Annotated in this window: 23 protein-coding genes and 1 pseudogene; 12 read left to right on the top strand and 12 right to left on the bottom strand. The window is 21.5% G+C overall.

Annotation, left to right across the window (positions count from 1 at the left end; genetic code table 4):
• The first annotated feature begins 207 nt into the window (after positions 1–207).
• A complete protein-coding gene (locus AC6I4F_RS03010; RefSeq protein WP_497874322.1) occupies positions 208–912 on the top strand; it encodes a DUF3800 domain-containing protein in 705 nt (234 codons plus the stop codon).
• Between the two features lie 823 nt (positions 913–1,735).
• Here AC6I4F_RS03010 and AC6I4F_RS03005 read toward each other — a convergent pair.
• The 6 genes from AC6I4F_RS03005 to AC6I4F_RS02980 form a co-directional block, all read right to left on the bottom strand.
• On the bottom strand, positions 1,736–1,993 hold the full coding sequence (locus tag AC6I4F_RS03005) for a hypothetical protein (protein WP_497874321.1): 258 nt from the start codon (positions 1,991–1,993) through the stop codon (positions 1,736–1,738).
• A 164-nt stretch (positions 1,994–2,157) separates the two neighbouring features.
• Complete coding sequence (gene deoC / locus AC6I4F_RS03000) at positions 2,158–2,835, bottom strand: deoxyribose-phosphate aldolase (protein ID WP_497874320.1); 678 nt, start codon at positions 2,833–2,835, stop codon at positions 2,158–2,160.
• Positions 2,825–3,277: a Clp protease/crotonase-like domain-containing protein gene (locus AC6I4F_RS02995; protein ID WP_497874648.1), complete on the bottom strand. Its 453-nt coding sequence runs from the start codon at positions 3,275–3,277 to the stop codon at positions 2,825–2,827. Before AC6I4F_RS02995 ends, deoC begins: the two co-directional genes overlap by 11 nt.
• 12 nt (positions 3,278–3,289) lie before the next feature.
• On the bottom strand, positions 3,290–3,637 hold the full coding sequence (locus tag AC6I4F_RS02990) for a Gfo/Idh/MocA family protein (protein ID WP_497874319.1): 348 nt from the start codon (positions 3,635–3,637) through the stop codon (positions 3,290–3,292).
• A gap of 31 nt (positions 3,638–3,668) precedes the next feature.
• Positions 3,669–3,809, bottom strand: coding sequence for an NAD(P)-binding domain-containing protein (locus AC6I4F_RS02985; protein ID WP_497874318.1), 141 nt, complete (start codon positions 3,807–3,809; stop codon positions 3,669–3,671).
• 115 nt (positions 3,810–3,924) lie between these two features.
• Entirely contained in the window at positions 3,925–4,221 is a 297-nt protein-coding gene (locus AC6I4F_RS02980) for an IS3 family transposase (RefSeq protein ID WP_497874317.1), read from the bottom strand.
• Positions 4,222–4,583: 362 nt separating this feature from the next.
• Between AC6I4F_RS02980 and AC6I4F_RS02975 the strand changes: the two genes are divergently transcribed.
• From AC6I4F_RS02975 to AC6I4F_RS02930, 10 genes and pseudogenes are all read left to right on the top strand, one after another.
• Positions 4,584–5,072 (top strand): hypothetical protein, encoded by a 489-nt coding sequence (locus AC6I4F_RS02975; protein WP_497874316.1) that lies wholly within the window; start codon positions 4,584–4,586, stop codon positions 5,070–5,072.
• Positions 5,073–5,205: 133 nt separating this feature from the next.
• Positions 5,206–5,328 (top strand): hypothetical protein, encoded by a 123-nt coding sequence (locus AC6I4F_RS02970; protein ID WP_497874315.1) that lies wholly within the window; start codon positions 5,206–5,208, stop codon positions 5,326–5,328.
• Between the two features lie 8 nt (positions 5,329–5,336).
• Positions 5,337–5,498: a hypothetical protein gene (locus tag AC6I4F_RS02965; RefSeq protein ID WP_497874314.1), complete on the top strand. Its 162-nt coding sequence runs from the start codon at positions 5,337–5,339 to the stop codon at positions 5,496–5,498.
• Between the two features lie 116 nt (positions 5,499–5,614).
• Positions 5,615–5,797, top strand: coding sequence for a hypothetical protein (locus AC6I4F_RS02960; RefSeq protein ID WP_497874313.1), 183 nt, complete (start codon positions 5,615–5,617; stop codon positions 5,795–5,797).
• Positions 5,797–6,255: an ERF family protein gene (locus AC6I4F_RS02955; protein ID WP_497874312.1), complete on the top strand. Its 459-nt coding sequence runs from the start codon at positions 5,797–5,799 to the stop codon at positions 6,253–6,255. The genes AC6I4F_RS02960 and AC6I4F_RS02955 overlap by 1 nt, the downstream gene beginning before the upstream one ends.
• A 21-nt stretch (positions 6,256–6,276) precedes the next feature.
• The gene (locus AC6I4F_RS02950; protein WP_497874311.1) at positions 6,277–6,474 is read left to right on the top strand and encodes a hypothetical protein; all 198 of its coding nucleotides are present in this window, start codon (positions 6,277–6,279) and stop codon (positions 6,472–6,474) included.
• Complete coding sequence (locus AC6I4F_RS02945; RefSeq protein ID WP_497874310.1) at positions 6,467–6,949, top strand: hypothetical protein; 483 nt, start codon at positions 6,467–6,469, stop codon at positions 6,947–6,949. Before AC6I4F_RS02950 ends, AC6I4F_RS02945 begins: the two co-directional genes overlap by 8 nt.
• A 272-nt stretch (positions 6,950–7,221) precedes the next feature.
• Positions 7,222–7,413 carry a hypothetical protein gene (locus AC6I4F_RS02940; protein WP_497874309.1) on the top strand — a complete coding sequence of 64 codons (192 nt, stop codon included), beginning with the start codon at positions 7,222–7,224 and terminating at the stop codon, positions 7,411–7,413.
• A 454-nt stretch (positions 7,414–7,867) separates the two neighbouring features.
• On the top strand, positions 7,868–9,895 hold the full coding sequence (locus AC6I4F_RS02935; RefSeq protein WP_497874308.1) for a hypothetical protein: 2,028 nt from the start codon (positions 7,868–7,870) through the stop codon (positions 9,893–9,895).
• A 337-nt stretch (positions 9,896–10,232) separates the two neighbouring features.
• Positions 10,233–11,472 (top strand): annotated as a pseudogene (locus tag AC6I4F_RS02930) (IS256 family transposase).
• A 174-nt stretch (positions 11,473–11,646) separates the two neighbouring features.
• Here the strand turns inward: AC6I4F_RS02930 and AC6I4F_RS02925 are convergent.
• The 6 genes from AC6I4F_RS02925 to AC6I4F_RS02900 all read right to left on the bottom strand — a co-directional run bounded on the left by AC6I4F_RS02925 (position 11,647) and on the right by AC6I4F_RS02900 (position 17,509).
• A complete protein-coding gene (locus AC6I4F_RS02925; protein WP_497874307.1) occupies positions 11,647–12,558 on the bottom strand; it encodes a hypothetical protein in 912 nt (303 codons plus the stop codon).
• Between the two features lie 330 nt (positions 12,559–12,888).
• Positions 12,889–14,622 carry a hypothetical protein gene (locus tag AC6I4F_RS02920; RefSeq protein ID WP_497874306.1) on the bottom strand — a complete coding sequence of 578 codons (1,734 nt, stop codon included), beginning with the start codon at positions 14,620–14,622 and terminating at the stop codon, positions 12,889–12,891.
• Positions 14,552–15,904 (bottom strand): hypothetical protein, encoded by a 1,353-nt coding sequence (locus AC6I4F_RS02915; RefSeq protein ID WP_497874305.1) that lies wholly within the window; start codon positions 15,902–15,904, stop codon positions 14,552–14,554. Before AC6I4F_RS02915 ends, AC6I4F_RS02920 begins: the two co-directional genes overlap by 71 nt.
• On the bottom strand, positions 15,898–16,818 hold the full coding sequence (locus tag AC6I4F_RS02910) for a hypothetical protein (RefSeq protein ID WP_497874304.1): 921 nt from the start codon (positions 16,816–16,818) through the stop codon (positions 15,898–15,900). Before AC6I4F_RS02910 ends, AC6I4F_RS02915 begins: the two co-directional genes overlap by 7 nt.
• Before the next feature lie 96 nt (positions 16,819–16,914).
• The gene (locus tag AC6I4F_RS02905; protein ID WP_497874303.1) at positions 16,915–17,379 is read right to left on the bottom strand and encodes a hypothetical protein; all 465 of its coding nucleotides are present in this window, start codon (positions 17,377–17,379) and stop codon (positions 16,915–16,917) included.
• A 4-nt stretch (positions 17,380–17,383) separates the two neighbouring features.
• The gene (locus AC6I4F_RS02900) at positions 17,384–17,509 is read right to left on the bottom strand and encodes a hypothetical protein (RefSeq protein ID WP_497874302.1); all 126 of its coding nucleotides are present in this window, start codon (positions 17,507–17,509) and stop codon (positions 17,384–17,386) included.
• A gap of 130 nt (positions 17,510–17,639) precedes the next feature.
• Between AC6I4F_RS02900 and AC6I4F_RS02895 the strand changes: the two genes are divergently transcribed.
• Positions 17,640–18,389: a hypothetical protein gene (locus AC6I4F_RS02895; RefSeq protein WP_497874301.1), complete on the top strand. Its 750-nt coding sequence runs from the start codon at positions 17,640–17,642 to the stop codon at positions 18,387–18,389.
• Positions 18,390–18,686: the final 297 nt, after the last annotated feature.

The raw sequence follows: 18,686 nt of genomic DNA, 5'->3' as shown, positions 1-18,686 counted from the left end.
ATCTTCCTTTCAAAATAAAAACTCATTTATTTATATTAAAATAATGAGTTAAAAAATAATATTAAGTTTAGTTACGATTTATCATACTATGTTTTATTAAATATAATAAAGATAAATAACAACAGATTTCCACTTATCTTTTTTTATTTTTTGTTTTATAATATTCTTAACAAGAATAATACTTATTGGTTAGAATTAATTAAAAAAATGAATAATAATAATAATAATAATAATAATAATATACATTTAATATTAGATGAAACAAGTGCAATGCATTTACAACATGAGCAATATTTCATAATTGGTGTTTATCTTATTGATAATATAAACTATATAAGAAGTAAATGTCAAAAAATTGAAAAAAACTTGAGAATTAATAATAAATATATAAGTGAATTAAAAGAAATTAAAGGTGTTAAGTTAAAAAATGAGCACTTAGTAAACTATATTTCATATATTTATAAAAATTCAAAAAGTTTTATACCAGTTTCAATTTTAATAGACAAAAATAAATTAAATAAGAAAAAATGAAATGAAAATGAAGCATTTAATTTTTTTGTTAAATATTTATTAAATAATTTAATAAAATTAAATATTATAGAAAAAAAATATAAAAATATAGTTATTCATATTGATAATAGAACAATTAGTACCAAATTTAAAAATTCTTTAGAAACTCATTTAAATCTAAATTTTTATAATTATAACATTAACTTTTCTGTTGAAATTAAAGATTCAAAAATATATCCAGAAATTAGAGGTGCAGACATTATTTGTTATGCTCTTTATAGAATATATAATCATTATAATAGTATAAAAACAAATCAATTGTGAAATTTTTTAAATATGGAAAATATAAAATTACTAACATACCAAGCTTTTTTTCCATATTCGTTATTAATAAATAATTAATTTATTAAAAAGATTAAAAGTCTTGAATTATTGAAACAAAGTGATAACATTATATTGTAAAACCTATTGCAAGTTGATAACAGTTTGAAATCTAACTGCGGTGTAAACGCAGAACCCATTAGGCAAATCCCTTTAATTAGGGATTTTTTATTGACAAAAATTATCTAAATAAATGAATCTGCTAACAATAAAGGATTATCAGTACTCTATTCATTTTATTTTTAAGTTTTCATTTCGTTCATAACATCAAATTATTATAAATATAATTTAATAATCAAAAATTAATTTTTAAAAAATTAGAACAAGTAATGATGATGAAAATAATAATATTTTGAAAAAAGAAGATATTTTTTAAATCATCAATTTTATCATTTATTTTTTTTATTTTTTCTTCTGCTTTTTTTTCTAAATTATATTTTCTTGGAAAATATAAATTTCATTTATCAATTTTTCTTGGTAAAAAATTTAATAATAAATATTTTAAAGCAACATTATTTTCAATAATTTTCTTATCAAAATTATTCTTTTCGAAAGAGTAATATAAGCATTTTTCAAAAATAATTTTATCTATTAAAGAAAAAAGTTCTTTAAAAATAATTCTTAAATATCAGTTCTTATCAAAATCATTAGTTTTCATAAATTGATTATAATTATTTAAAATAATAAATAAATCAAGAAAAGTATTACTGTACTTTTTATTATAAATAGTTTCAATCTCTTTAAATAACAAAAACAAGTGATTACTATCTTTACTAAGATTAATTAGTATATCTATTTTTTTAAAAGGAACGATATCAATATTTTTATTTTACATTAAATACCACTATTGTTTAATTAAGTAATTATCAACATCTTTAATATTAATGTCTATTGTTATTTCATTTTCTGTTTTAGGTATTCTATTTTTTCCTTCATATTTATTATTCATTTCTTTTACTTTGTCAATAATTTCACTATTAATAGTTTGTTTACCAAAATTATTTGTAAATTCTTTTGCAATTTGAGTTAATAATTTATCAAGTTTATTAAATAAAATTAACTTTTCATTAACTTTGTTTGCTTCTTCAAATTTAAATGACATATTTTTAAATTCTTTCTTAATTAAATTTTAATTTTGATACTCTTCTTAATAACGTTTATTACATTTATAAACTTATTAAGTTAATGATATAAAACCTAAACTTGATTTTTTTATTAAAATAGTTTACTCATTTCATTACTTTAATAGTTCTTGATTTACATTAATTAATAAGCAGCCTTAGTTTCTTGTCCTGAAATAATAGAAACACCATTACTAGTACCAATTCTAGTAGCACCAGCATTAATCATCGCCATTGCATCATCTTGATTTTTAATACCACCAGAAGCTTTAATTGCAACACGAGGACCAATATTTGCTTTCATTAATTTAATATCAGCAACCGTTGCACCACCATTAGCAAAACCAGTTGAAGTTTTAATAAAATCTGCTTTTACTTTAGTTACTAACTGACAAGCAATAATTTTTTGTTCTGTTGTTAATAAACTACACTCAATTATTACTTTTAAAATAATATTTTGTGGACATGCATTACGAACTGCTTGTAGATCTTGCAATACAAGTTTTTGATCATTATCCTTTAGTGCCCCAATATTAATAACAACATCAATTTCTTGAGCACCATATTTAATCGCATTAATTGTTTCTGCTACTTTAGTTTGTGTAGTATTGGCACCCAATGGAAAACCAACGACTGTACATACTTTAACATTACTATTTTTTAATAAAGTAACAGCACGATTAATATAAAATGGATTAATACAAACTGCTTTAAAATAATAAGTTTTTGCTTCTTTACATAATGTATCAATCATTGATAATGTTGCTTCTGGTTTTAGTAATGTATGATCAATATATTCATTTAAATTAATATTACTTTTCATAAACTTCAACTCCTAATTCATTTTCACTTTTAATAATTGCTTCAATAACTTCAAGATTCATTAAACTATGATTTAATCAATAATCTCGACTTAAATAATCTTTATTTTTAATCATTTTTACAAAATCATTTAATTCATATGTCATTAAACTTTCTTCATTGGTATTATCTGCGATTTCTTTTATTCCGTTTTTAGTATAAACCTTAATTCCGCTTAATGGATGAACTTGTGATAAAACAAGACTACTATTATGACCTATAAATTCACTTTGTGCATAAGAGGTTACTCCTTTACTACAAGTAATAGTAGTAATAGTTCCATTTTCATGATTCAAAATAACATGATTACTTAAATTAACATCATTAGGTAATTTAATTGCCATCGCTTTAACTGTTTTTACTTTACCTAATAAATACAATACTAATTGTAATGGATATACTAAACTATCATAAGTTTAACCTTTACCAAAATCTTTATCAAAAACAGAATCATATATTCCTTTTTCAACTGATGGCATTCTTGAAGAAATACGATTAAAATTAAGGTTAACTACTTCTGGATTTATTTCATGAACTAATTTTTTTAATTTAGAAAAAATAGGTAAATGAACAGTAACATAAGATTCTAATAAAATTATTTTTTTACTTCTTACTAAAGAAATTAGGTCTTTAACTTCTTCAACTGTAAAAGTAATAGTTTTTTCTACCAAAACATGAATATTATTATTTAAAAATAATTTACTTTGTTTGTAATGCAAACCATTTGGTGAAGCAATATAAATAGCATCAATATATTCTATCATTTTATTTAAATCATCAGTACTATGGGCAATATTATATTTTTTTTGCTCATGTTTCTGCTTTATCTAAACTTCTTGAATATATACAAGTTATTTTAAATTTTTTATTAGTTAACGCTTGCTTTATAAATCTTTGAACAATTTTTCCAGTTCCAATAATACCAATTCTAATCATCTTGTACTCCTCTAACTTTTTAAACTTGTTTCATAATTAATGATTGACATTAAAAATAAAGGTGCAGTTTCAGCACGTAAAATTAATTTTCCCAAACTTGTAATGGCAACCTTTTTTAGGACTGTTTTTTGGTAGACATTTGTGCTTGGTGTTTTATGGGGGTTAAGTAGTTTAGAGTGCTGTGGATTCTTATGTTGTTGTATCAATTGATATAATCAACTAATTCTAATTTTAATTCCATATCTAATGTGTCATGTTCAATTAAATATTCAATTCATTTTTCTTTATTAATACAATTTTTATGACTTGATTTATTAATTTCATCAACTTTAATTCTATGTTCTTTACAATATACTCTACAATATTCATCAAATTGCTCATCTGTCATATTTTCACATTGTCTTGGGCGCATCAAGTTAATGGTTAGATTTAATAAGAACTTAAATGAGAGATAACACTCTCATTTTTTAATTGTTAAACAATTATAATTAATTATTTTATTAAACCAGCACTTTATTAAAGTAATTAATTATTACATAACTAAATAAAAAAAATTATTTAGAATATTGTGCTGGAATATTCCAATAGTAATTTTTGTGTTACTCTTTTACAATTTGATATTTTTTTGGTTCCCTTCCCCTAGAACCACTACCCTCCAAGGCTTATGCTACTTACAGTAGCATAAGCCTTACGTATAGTAGATAAGTAGTTAGTAGTATATAAGCATTTTTTATCACTGTAGGTGATAAGGCTTATACATAGAAAGGATACGTAATGATTAATGTTAATTTAGATATTAAAAATAAAATTAAAGAAACAACTAAAGGTATGTTATTAGAAATTGGTGAATATGAAACATGATTTCCTATTAAAGATACTATTATTGATGAAAAAAATAAAAAAATAGCATTAAAAATAATTGAAGATTTTTATTATAAATTAGGTAAAAAATTAATAACAAAAGATATTGAAAGTGTTAAAGGTAGTGATATTTTAAAATATATTAAAAATATTCCAAATATTACTAGAAATGAAAATGAATTAATATCTTGTAAATTTTATGAACAATATAATGGTTATTATATTTTTAAAAATGATAAAAATCAAGAATGTTTTAAATATAACATTACATGAGAACAAGATATAAAAAGTTTTAAAATCAATAATTCATATAAACATAATGATTTAGCAATAAATTATACTGTTATGCCAATGAAAGAAATAAATACTCATAATGAAAAAATATTTTATTTAAAGTATTAAAGGAAATTAATATGTTATTAAATGTTGAAAAAATTGAATTAATAAAAAATTTATGTAATGAAAAATTACTTAAAAATCAAAAATATATTGAAATAGATGAAATATTAAAAATTATAGAAAGGGATTAATAATTATGGAATGTAGAGAATATAGAATTAAAGGTTCATGTGATATTTGTCATAAAAATTCATCATATGGAAATAGAACTTGTAATAAATGTTTTTATAAATTAATAAGTGAAAAAAATGAAATGTAATATACATAATGAAAAATATATTAATTAGTGAAATTGATAATAATTATTATTGTAATAAATGTATTAATAACATGATTGAAGAAGATATGTATTTAACATCAAATAATTGAGATTCTTTATATGAATATTATATTAATGAATTACAATTAGAAAATTTTAAAGGAGTTTAATAATATGCAAAATAAAGATTTTCAAGATATCAAAAATGTTCAATTGGATTTAAATTAGGAGAATATGGTGGAAGAAATAAAGAATTATTTATGAAAGAAGAAAGTAGTGAATAAATATGACAGCAGCACCTAAAAAGAAACCAGAAGATTTAATGATTAAACAAATTATTATTCATTTAAGATTTACTGAAAAAGATTATGAAAAATTAAAAGAAATTTGTGAAGAAAAAAATATGAAAATTAATGGTTTTATAAGAAGTTTAATTAAAAAAGCAATAAATAGAAAGAGTGATAAATAATGAATAATTTATATAAAAAAATACTTAAATTACAGTTAGAAATTGGTAGTACACCTAAAAATGGTTTTAATAAATTTAAATTATTATGTAAAGAATTAAATATTGTTATTACACATGAAGATATATTAACAACAGATAGAAAAATTAATTATTTAGATACTAATGAAGTAGAAATAACTTATTTTAAAAGATATACAATTATAGATTTAGATAATGATAAAGAATTAAAATATTTTGATATACTTGCTTGTGCTAAAAATACAGATATAGCAAAAGCAAAAGGTAGTGCAGAAACTTATGCTTATAGATATTTTTTAATGAATTTACTTTTATTAAGTGAAGATGAACTTGACCCAGATAATGATAATGTTAATTTAATTCAAAATAATAAACCACAAAATAATTACGTTAATAATATAAAAACATCTAATGAAAAATGAGAACCAAGTCAAAAATAATTAGATTATTTTGAAAAATATATGATTACAAATACAGTTTTATTTGATGAATGTATAAGAGAAGATATGGAAAAATTAAATCCAAGTAATAATAAAGATTTTTTAATATTAATGGGTGACAATTATTTAAAAGTATTATTTGATAAATTTAAAGAAATTCGTGAAAGATTTAAAAATTTAAAAAATAATAATAAAAATGAGTATAGAAATTATGAATAATTATTTACTTTCAATTGACCCAAGTATAAAAAATACTTGATTTACTTTATGAAAACCTTGTTGTAAACATAATAAATCTTGAAATGAAGAATGTAATTTTTTAATTGATAAAGAATGTGAAATAACTTCTGCTATTCCAGTTTTAATTCTTAGTTATGATTTTAATAAATATGAACATTATGATTTTATAGAAAAAATTATTGAACAATTATCTATAAAAGCAAGTGAAGAAGATGCTCATTATAAATGGTCTAAATATAGATATTGAGTCGAAGACTTTAATGTAGTTATAGAACGTGGATTTAATAATAAATTAAATGCTCGTAGTTCAGAAAAAATGCAATCATTAAGAGGTCATATATTTAGTTTACTATATCAATATTATATTCCAGAAAAACATTGAATATTACCAAGACAATGACAAAGTTGATATAGATTAAATTTTAATATTGATGATATTTTTTTAATTAAATAAACTAAAGAAATATCAATTAAATTAGCAAATGAATTAATAATTAAACAAAAATGAAATATAACAATATCAAATCATGATGAAGCAGATAGTTTATTAATTGGTTGATATTATTTAAATAAGGAGAAATAATGTAAGACTTATTAGAATTTATTATGAGATTAATATTATTACCATTATGAATAATAATTGCAATAATATGAATAATAATTTTTGTTTTTACTGGAAGAAATTGTTTAGAAGATGAAGATTTATTTAATTAAGAAAGTGAATTAATGCAAAAACCAAAACAAGAAAAAGTATTATTAAAATGTATTGTTAAAGATTGTAATAGTAAAGTATTAGTTACTTTAAAAACTTTAGATATAGAAAGTAGTATAGAACAATTTTTTAATATGTGTTTTTTTCATAAAAAACAATTTAAAAATAAAGTTAAAGAAATAAAAGAATATTATAAAAAAGTTTAAACAAGTATAAAAAAAATAATGGTGTAGAATTTAACCAAACTTAATATAAGTTTTTAACTCATAATTTTATATTTTTAAAATCAATGAGTTTTTTATGTTTAAAATAAAGAGGTATAAAATTATGAAATATTTTAGTCCAAGTTATTAATTTAAATTATGAGTATTAACTGCACCATTAATTAATGATAAAACTATAGGTATTAATGCTAAGTCAATTGATAATAAAAAGATTAAAGATTGAGTTAGTAACAATACTAGTTTAGAATCAATAAATGAACCAAACAGTTTTACAAATACAAGTAATTATCAATCATATAGTTTAAATGAAACAAATGAAAATATTAATCCATTTTATCAAACAGAATTAGAAACAAGTACACATAAACATCGTCATAAAAAAAGCAGAAGAATTAAAAAACAAGTTACGACACATCCAAAGACGTCTAAAGAAATTTTGCAATTAAATGAAAAATTAATTATTAATCAAAATAATCGAAGAGAATATCAAACTAGTTTTCAAATTATTATCAACGAATTAGTTGATAGAGGAGTATTAAGAAGAATTAGAGATTTAAATTTATTAGTTAATCCTGATTTTATTTCTGAGGATAATACTATTTTGGCTTTAAATTCTGAATCAAATTATGGTTATTTTAGACTTCCAGTTGAAATTAGAGGAGAACAAAATGGACAAAGTTTTTCTAGAAATTTAGAATTAGTTTTAAGAACAGATAATTTATATGTAGAAGGATTAATGGTTAATAATAATTATTATCATTTTGATTTTAGTAATATTGATAATAGAAGACAACCTGCTGCTGTTAGAGATGGTTCAGTTCCACATTTAACAAGAATTGATAGAACAAATAATATTAATTTAAGTAACATTCGACCAGATTATATAGATTTATTACCTGATGAATTAAGTCATAGAATTTATTGAACTGATATTTATCAAGCATTTTTGGAAATATCTAATATAGGAAGTATGTCTTTATATGATAATATTCGTTATTCCTTGGGAAGAGTAATTGTAATTACAGCAGAATCATTAAGATTTTGATCACTTCATACTCATATTATTCAACAATTAGTTAATAATAATGATGGATATATTGTTTTACAACGTAATATTGAGAATCCTATTTATAATACATTAGTTAATTGAAATGAAGAATCTCGTATTCAATCTCTTATAATTTATTTACTTTCAACTGGAAATGATAGAAGACCTAACCCAAGTTCAAATCAAGAATCGATAAATATATTGACTGAATTTGGATATTTAAGAAGAAGAGATAATGAATCATTTATTAATTTATTAGCAAGAATATTAATTTTACCAATAAATCAACTTACAAATATTCTAGGACATAGCAATATTAGAATTATATTATCTTATTTTATTAAACCAAATTTAAATAATTGTAATAGAAGAAAAGCAAGACAAATAACAAATAATAATTATTGACATGAAAAATTTTGTGATTTAAAACCACAAATTGATAAAATTCAAGGAAAAATAACTACAATAAAAGTTTTAGATGAAAATAATAAAGGTAAATTAACATCAGGAGAGGTTTATGTTGGTACAACTAATGGTTTTTATTTAATTCATAGTAACGGTGATGTTCAAAAGTTTAATAATATTGATGAAGAAGTAACAAGTATAAAAGTATTTGATAAAGATAAATTTTATATAATAACAAAAAGAAATGAAATTTATTTTTTGAGAACAGATAGAATTGCAAGTGATGGTCATTTATTTGGAGAAATATTATCAAATATAAAAAGTTCTGATTTAAATAAAGAATTAAAAATCTATTATGAAAATAATAAAAAAAATATTCAACACATTTTTAATCCTGACCCTGCAGGAAATAATTATTGATCTACTGAATTTAAAATTTTAAATTTAGGAAAAATTAATCCGGTTGATAATTATAAAAAGATAGAATTTCTAGGTGATATTGATAATGATTGTTGAGGAACACTTGTTGAATGAATTAATTCTTTAGCTTCTATAGTTTATACAAATGATTGTGGTGCAAGTTGAGGTGAATATAAAAAATGAAAATTAAATGGTCCAAGTAAAAGTATTAAAACATTTTTAAAAGAAAGAAATAATAAATTTGATGATATTATTGAAAATACAAAAAATAATATATCTCCAAATAAAGAACAAATATTACAGAAATTTACTGATGAAGTTCAAAATGAAAAAAGTATAAGTATTAACCAAAGATTCGGTTTAACTTTTTATTGAGAAAATGAAAATTATTATTTAAAAGTATTTACATTACAATATTGTGAATGATGAGGTAGTAATTATCAATTTAATTATCGTACAAAAATTGGTAATGGTATTAAATTATACAATGATGAATGAAACGATAATTTTTCAAAATATATTAATAATGAACAAAATTTACCAATAATTAATAATACCAATTTTGTTAAAAGTAATATAACAAGTTTATAATAATTTATAAAGAAAAAAAGTTACCAATAAGGTAACTTTTTAATTAGGTGCTAAACATAACTCTAACTATAAGACGAATACATAAGATATCTATAAATTTACCTTTTTTAACTCCTTAGGTAAGTATTTTTATATTATACATTAATATTTAAGATTGTGGGGAAATATTATTTTCAAAAAAATGCAATAAATAGAGAAGCAACTATTATTATTAAAATTACTGTTGCTGTTATAATAATAGTTGGTAATGTTTAGTAATCTGTGTAACTTACAAAAATAACTATGTTTAATTAATTCTAGTAAATAAAATTAAATAACTAGAAAGAGTGAGTTACGTATGTCTAAAAAACAAAATATTAATAATAATGATCCAATATCAAAAGCAGTAGATTTATTATTAGAAAATACTGAGGATTTAACAACCCTATTTAAAGAGGGAGGTTTATATAAAGAATTAACAAAAAGATTAGTTGAAAAAATGTTGAATTCTGAAATTCAAAATTATTTAGGATATGAAAAAAAATCAACATAATAATAGTGATAATGCTCGCAATGGTATAAATTAAAAAAAATTAATAACCCAACAAGGTAAAATTGAGATTAATGTACCACGAGATCGTAATAGTAATTTTGAGCCAGTAATAGTTGCAAAAAGACAAAGAAGATTTGATGGTTTTGATCAACAAGTTCTTTCATTATATGCCAAAGGCATGACTTTATCAGATATTAGAATGCAGTTACAAGAGTTATATTATGGTGCTGATATTAGTGAAAGTGTTATTAGTCAAATTACTGATGATGTTATTGATGATGTTAAAGCATGACAAAATCGGCCATTAGAAAGTTTTTATCCGATTGTTTATTTTGATTGTATAGTAGTTAAAGTACGACAAGATAAACGCATTATTAACAAATCAGTTTATATAACACTAGGAGTTGATTTAGAAGGTAAAAAAGATGTTTTAGGTTTATTAATTAGCGAAAATGAAGGTTCTAATTTTCGATTATCTAATTTCACATAAATGAAAAATCGAGGCTTAAATGATATTCTTATTGCTTGTAGTGACAATTTAACAGGAATGTCAGAAGCAATACAATCAGTTTATCCTAAAACCGAACATCAATTATGCATAGTTCATCAAATTAGAAATAGTTTAAAATATGTTTCATACAAACATAGAAAATCACTAGTTACAGATTTAAAACCAATTTATAGTGCATGTAGTGAAGAACAAGCAATGCAAGCTTTAGAAACTTTTGAAAGTAAATGAAATAAAAAATATCCTCAAATTGCTAAATCGTGATATAAAAATTGAGATAATTTAATGGTTTTTATTAGTTATCCTGCAGAAATCAAAAGAGTGATTTATACAACAAATGCTATTGAATCTGTTAATAGTCAATTACGAAAAGTTATTAGAAATAAAAAAGTTTTTCCAAATGATATGGCAGTTTTCAAAATATTTTACTTAGCAATTGAAAATATAACAAAAAAATGAACAATGCTCATTCAAAATTGAAATACAGCAATTGCTCATTTTATGATAAAATTTGAAGATAGAATTAATCTAAACTAGTAAATTTGTAAAACAAAGATACACAGATTATTAAAAAGCCTCTAATAGTTGCTAAGAAAAATTTATAATAATAAATTTTATCAACAAATTTTTTTTCTATTTTATGAATTGTAATTTTTTTTGTATCCATAATTTACTTTTTGATTATAAATTAATAATATTATAATATCATAATTATCTTGAATTTACTACTATTTTATATATATTTACTTTAATAGTATTAATATGTATTCTAGCATATGCTTTATTATCTTCACCAATTTTTCCTACAATATATCACATATCTTCAATTTTACCTAATGTTGATTGTAAATAAAAATTTCACCTAAAATTTTTATTATTAACTATACAAAAACCTAATAATTGATTATTTTCATATTTTGTGTTTCAACCACCAATATTACCATTATCATTTATAGCAAATTTATAACCATTTAACTGATAATCAGTATCAGTTCTTCCATACATATATGCTATTCCAATCTCTTTTTCAAGTTGTACTGTAGTACCTTGTTTATTGTGATTTCAATGATAAATATGGTTTCCATCACGTGGTTTTGTATCTCTTAAAATTAAATCTTTAAGTATAATTTCTTGAAATCCAGTATGTTTCTTTGGATTTGCAAAATTTTCTTGAACAGAAAAATCAGTATATATAGTTGATGTTATAGTACGAATTGAATTATTATGAACTTCTTGTATTGTTTCAATATCATAATCATAATATATAGTTATACTTTTATAATATCTTTGTAAATCATTAAAAGTATTAATTAATAATGTAGGGTCTAATAAAGATTTTAAATCAACTTTATAATTAACTAATTTATTTGAATTAGCATTTCATCAATTATCTAAATTATCTTTTACTGGAATTGAACTTGTATCTGTTAAAGGTAAATTATTTGCTATCATTTCTATTTTTAAATCTGGAATAATAATTATTGATTTTGCTATATTTTGAGGACTTGGTGGTAATATTTTTGCTGGATATGAAAATGTAGTTTCTTTACTTTCTTCATATTCATCATGATTTAATTTATACAAAGTTGTTCAATTAAAAGCATTACCAGTTAAATAACCCATATTATTATAACGAAATTGTGCAACTGCTATTTCATTATAATCACCTTGATAAGTAAAAGGATTATCACTATAAAATGTATGTCTTTCTTCACCTTGATGTAATGATTGAGTTACAATTGTATCAATAATATAAGCATAATTTAAACCATCAATTACACCATTACTTGTAGGATTTCATTGACATTAAGTATCTTCATTTGTAAATGGTGAAGCAATATCTAAAAATTCATTATCTTCTGCTAAAATATAAACTTTATTATTTTTCTTTTGTGATAAATCAACAGTTGATATTTGTTCTTTAATTTCTAATTTCTTACCAGTAGTAGGGTTTTATGGATAAACACTTATTCTATCACTTAATTTCGTTGTCATAGAAGTTGTTGAAACATTAGCACCTAATAATTTACCAATAGTAAAATCATTATTATTTGTAAATACATTTAATGGAATTAAACCACCATTACCAATAATACTTTCTAAATTACTTGTAAAAAATGCTGACATAAAACCATTAAAATATAACATTTTTTTATATTGTTGAATATTTTGAGTAATAACTCAACTACTTCATATACCTAATGTTAAAGAATTTAATAATTTACCAATTAAAGGAATATCACTTAATGCAAAAGGTAATCATTGATTACTATCATAAGGCATTTGTATTAATGGAGAAAATAAAACACTATTAAAATTTAATATTGCTGACATATATTTTTGTGATATTTTACTATAATCAACAGTTGGACTTCCTATAATTAAATGTGTATCTGGGTCTTTATATTTAAAATTACTACTCATATCAACATTATAATTACCCGTTAAATTATTTATATTTCATTCACTATCTCAAAAGAATTTAGCTTCTCCTACTGATGTACCATTACTTAATCTTGCTTTATCTTTATCAAAAGAAAGCATACCTTTAAAATCTTTTGTTACAAATAAATTATCTTGAAAATTTAATGAAGTTTTTAATCATTCTGTAAAATTTTTAAAATTAGTAAATCCAGTAGGTTTAGCATCAATAATATTATAAAATGTTGTTTCTGGATGACTACTTGTTGTTATTTTATCATTTATACCAGCAAGTAAACCACCATTATTTTTAATATTAGTTGTAGATTTTTCATTATTACCAGCAATAAATAATCTTCTTGAAGCAAATACTTTACTTTCAAATATTTCTTCATTATTTTGTTGTATTGGTTCTTGACCTTGTATTATTGGTCTTCCATAATAATAACAAATTGATAATAATTCTAATCCATAACTTTGTCTATGACTATATCTTACTCCTATATCTTTCATTAAAGTACGATTTAATGTTACTTTTCCTTTTTGAATAGTAGGAAAAGCATAACCACTACCCGGGCTTGCATATTGTACAAAATCAAGTGTATTTTGACCACTAGAAACTACTCTATCATTTAAACTACTAAAAGTTAAAACTTGCATACTAAATGCACCATTATAAGGACTATAATAATTTGTTACATTTGAAATATATAATAATTGTCTATCTTGATTTTTTCTACTATTACCACCAATATTTTCATTTTCATCATTAAATACAACAAAAAATTGTAAATAATCATCAATTGTAATATGTTCTTCAAACATTACTAAAGTATATTGTCTTTTAGTTTGTACTGTTTTAAATATTTGATTATTTGGTAAATTACTAAAATCAACACCACTTGTATCATCAATTAAATAAGCATTTCAATAATCACCAATTTTATATTGTTTTGTATAATATTGGTCTTGACCTGTAACTTTATGAGTATCTGGATTAATAATTCCTTTATTTTTTTGATATATTTTTGTACTATTTTTTCAAATACATACAACTGGAGTATTACCAGTTAATATTAATTGATATTGTCCAAAATCACTTATTTTACTATTAATAGGTTTATAACCAGTTTCAGTTAAAGGTATAGCACCATTATTTATAACAAATGGAAATATTTTTCAATAACTACATCTTTTAATTAGCAATTGTTGTCTTTTTAATTGAATGTGTAGATGTTTCATTAATTGAATTTGTTGATGTATCATTTTCATTATCTCCTAAATTTTTATTTAATTTTTGATTTTCATTAATAATATTTTCTAATTTATTTTCAGTCATTAATTGGTCAATATTATCATATTCACCAATTGCTTCAATTATTGTCATTGTGCCATTATTTAATCTTGAATTAATAATTTGGTCTTGTACTATTTGGTCAGTCATAGCAATTGGAATAAATTTAAAACTATAAGGTCTTTCTCCAATACCATTTCATAAATTTTCACTAATAAGTAATAAATCAAATATACGATAAAAATAAGCACTATAAAATGCTATTTTTATTTCTGTAGTTTCCATATCATATTTATTATTAAACATACTTTGTGTTTTATTAGTATAAACATCATTACCATGTTCATCATAATCATAACCAGCACCATTAAATATTGCTTTAGCAGTACCATTATAATCTAATCAATATTCATTAAATTTTGGGTCACCTTGAATAATTTGCATACCACCATTACCATTTTTATCATATCCAGCACTACCAACATTAACAAACATATCTTTTTTAGGATTTTCTGCAATATTACCATTTTCTTGCATTTCTTTAACTGTTTCATTATCTAATGTAGCAAATAAAGTAGTAACATTTAATTCTCTTTCTAATCTTTTTTGTCTAATTACAAGATTTAAATCTCAAATTAAATCTCATACTGGTGTACAATCTGGATAAGCATTTAAAGTAGTTGCATTACCATATAAATTTATTATTGGTAAATTTGTTATTTCAAAAATAGGTATATAATTAAATGGATTTTTAATTTCATAAATTTTTAATGGAATAATATTTGGTTTTAATTTTGTTCTTGTAGAACCTAAAATAATATCTTTATTATTATCTGTATATGTTTCATATTTAACTTTTCCGTTTTGTATTGTTACTCATGTTAAAGTTGCACTATCTGCTTGTTTATTAATAAAATAAAATTCTGCTGATTGTTCTTGTTCATTATATTTAGCAACTCTACCACAAAAACTATTAGGTAATATTTTAAGTGATTTACTATTATCTTCATTAACTATAATCATAATAAATACTTTACCCATTAAACTATTTTGTAAACCAAATTTATAAAATTTTTCTAATCATTTATCTTTTAAATTCATTTCATTTAAATAATCTAATATTTCTTTTTTACTTGAATTAAATAAAAAACCTTTACCTAATCATAATTTAGTTGATTTTTGAGCAATAATCATAGGTATATCAATATATCAATTACTTTTATCACAACTTAAATATTCCATTGTATTTATCATAATTCATCACCATTAAATTTATTTTTATTAATTAATAATTTATTATTAATACCATTAATTAATCATTTCATTTCATGCATTAAAGCATACATATCACTATCTCAAGTATCATCATGTAAATCTAACATTTTAGGAGTATTATTATTACTATCTAATTTCTTTTTATCTAATCATTGCATTAAACTATATTGTCTTTTAATTTCTGGACATTTTTCTCAATTAAAAATAATAATATTTTTAAGCATACAAATTGTTGTAAAATCAATTCTATCATTTAAATATAAAATTGATTTATCTACTGCTATAAATTTTAATCATGTTATATTACGTTTTTTAACTCAACTTTTTAAAACATCAATAAATACTAATCCACCATTACCATAATCAACATAACAAATAAAACCAAATACCATTGCTATATAACGTTTAATTTCATTTAAATAATAATTAATAATATCATTTGCTAAAGTATCAGTATATTTATATTGCATAGTAACATTACTATGATAAAATTCACTTTCTTTATGCGCTCTTCTACTATTTTCATTTTCACCAATAAATCATAAACTTCCAGCAGTAGGATGACAACTTGAACTTGTTGCCATACCAATATCTAATCCACCAGTTAATCTTTCTACTTTAAAATCTAATTTAGTACCTACTTTATCTAAAAATCTTGCAAAAATAGCACCAGTTAAAATACTAGGTACACCATAATATCAACTTTGTGCTTTAATTGGGTCTAATACTTTTAATTCTTCTAAATCATTAATCATATCTAATGTTAAATTATGAGCATTTACTTTTCAATTTGAATAATGAAATAATTTAAATATATTATTATCAAATACTGAATTAATTTGTTCATTATTAGTTTTCATAATTTCTAAATTAAAAGTTACTATTTTATTCATATATTCAATAAAATATTGATAAATATTATCTGGATTACAACTTTTTATTTTAATTCTTTTTTTAGCATTACCTAATGCAAATGTAATTGCTTGAAATTATTGTTGACTAAATTCATTTGCTTCTTCACATCATTCAATTGCTAAATCAAAACCTTTAATTTCACTACGAGAAAGTCTTTTTAAAGGTATTCTATCATTTGAATTACTATATACACCCATAACTCTAATAAATGATTTACTACCTTTAAAACGAAAATCTGCTTGTTTATTTGGATATTTTAGACTAAAATCTTTATAATCATTTAATCCAATTGTTATTAAAGCATTATATATTTCTTTAACTAAATCATTAATATCTTTATTTAATTTTCTAAAACAATATATAGCAATTGATTTATTATTTTTAATTGAAATAGCAATTAATATTGCTAATTCTTCAGCAATACTATATGTTTTACTTGAATATCTACTTCCACTTAAATTATATTCACTATGATTAAAATCACTTTTATTTAATAATCAATAACTAATTTCATGTAAATAAGTAAATTCTTTATTCATAATATTATTCCTGTAATTCTTCTAATTTTAAAAGTTGACCATATCTTATAGGGTCACTAACAATAGCGATTGTATCCTTCTGCATTTGTAAAGAAAGCATTATTATACCATTAATATTATCTCAATCCAAAGTTTGAACCTCAGTATTTAACTCACCATATAAAAATTCTTTACAAATAAAAGCAAATTTTTTAATACTTGTTTGACTTTCAAAATTATAATAAATTTTATATTTAGTATTTGTTTTAAAAATATATTTAATGTGATTTATATTAACTTTTGTTCCAACTTCTTTTCATTGTGGAATACTTGGAATTGGTTGTATTTTATTATCAACATATCTTTTATTTACAGCATCTTGTGGTTTTGTAGGGTCTCCTATATCAACAATTCTAGTATTATTTGAAGTAATAATTATTTTTTCTTTAGGTTGAATAATATTAGGAGAATTAGGGTCTATTATTCATAATGATTCACCACTACCACCATTAGCACTAATAATATCATCATCAATAGTAATATTTTTACCTGCTATTAATTTATTTTGTTTAATAGTATCTAAATATCCGCATTCTTCATCTATTTTTATATCAACATATTATTTAGTACTAGCATCACTTAAAAATGTAGGAGTTCCAACATCAATTATTCTTTTACCATTAACATCAATACCTTTATCATCTTTTGGTTTAATAAAATTAGGATTATCTTTATCAACTTCTCATAATGAATTATCAATATCTGTTTTAATACCAGTAGTATCAATATTAACTATTGGTCTTAATAAATTTTGTGGATGACTAATAGTAATTTTAGTTCTAAAATCTAATGATTTTATATTATTATATGGTATATATGCATTTAATGGACTATCTTCACCACAATTTGAAATAAATTTATTAAATCAATTATTTTTTTGTGGTTCTATATCTTTTAATTTAAAACCTTTAATATTTGGATATTATTTAATTTTTCTTAAACAATTAAATACTTCTGGTGGTATAAAATAAGGGTCATCTGGATTAGTTTCACTATAAGTTAATCCACCTTGACTAATTGAACCTTGACCACGTAAATAATCTACATCTTTAGTTAATAAAAATCTAACATAATGAGTAGTTGCTGTTTGAATATTATCAGTAAAATCAGTTGGTGTTATTTCTGGTCATTTTTTTGAAATAGTAAAACCACTTAAATAATCAATAATACTACTTGCTACAGATATTGCAAATCAAATTTCATTATCTGGAGTAGTAACTTTATCAAATAATAAATCATTAAAATATTTAGATGATTTAAATTATTGA

Source organism: Spiroplasma ixodetis (assembly GCF_059729505.1).
The sequence above is the reverse complement of the archived record's forward strand: the minus strand, read 5'-3'. Positions and strand labels throughout refer to the sequence as shown.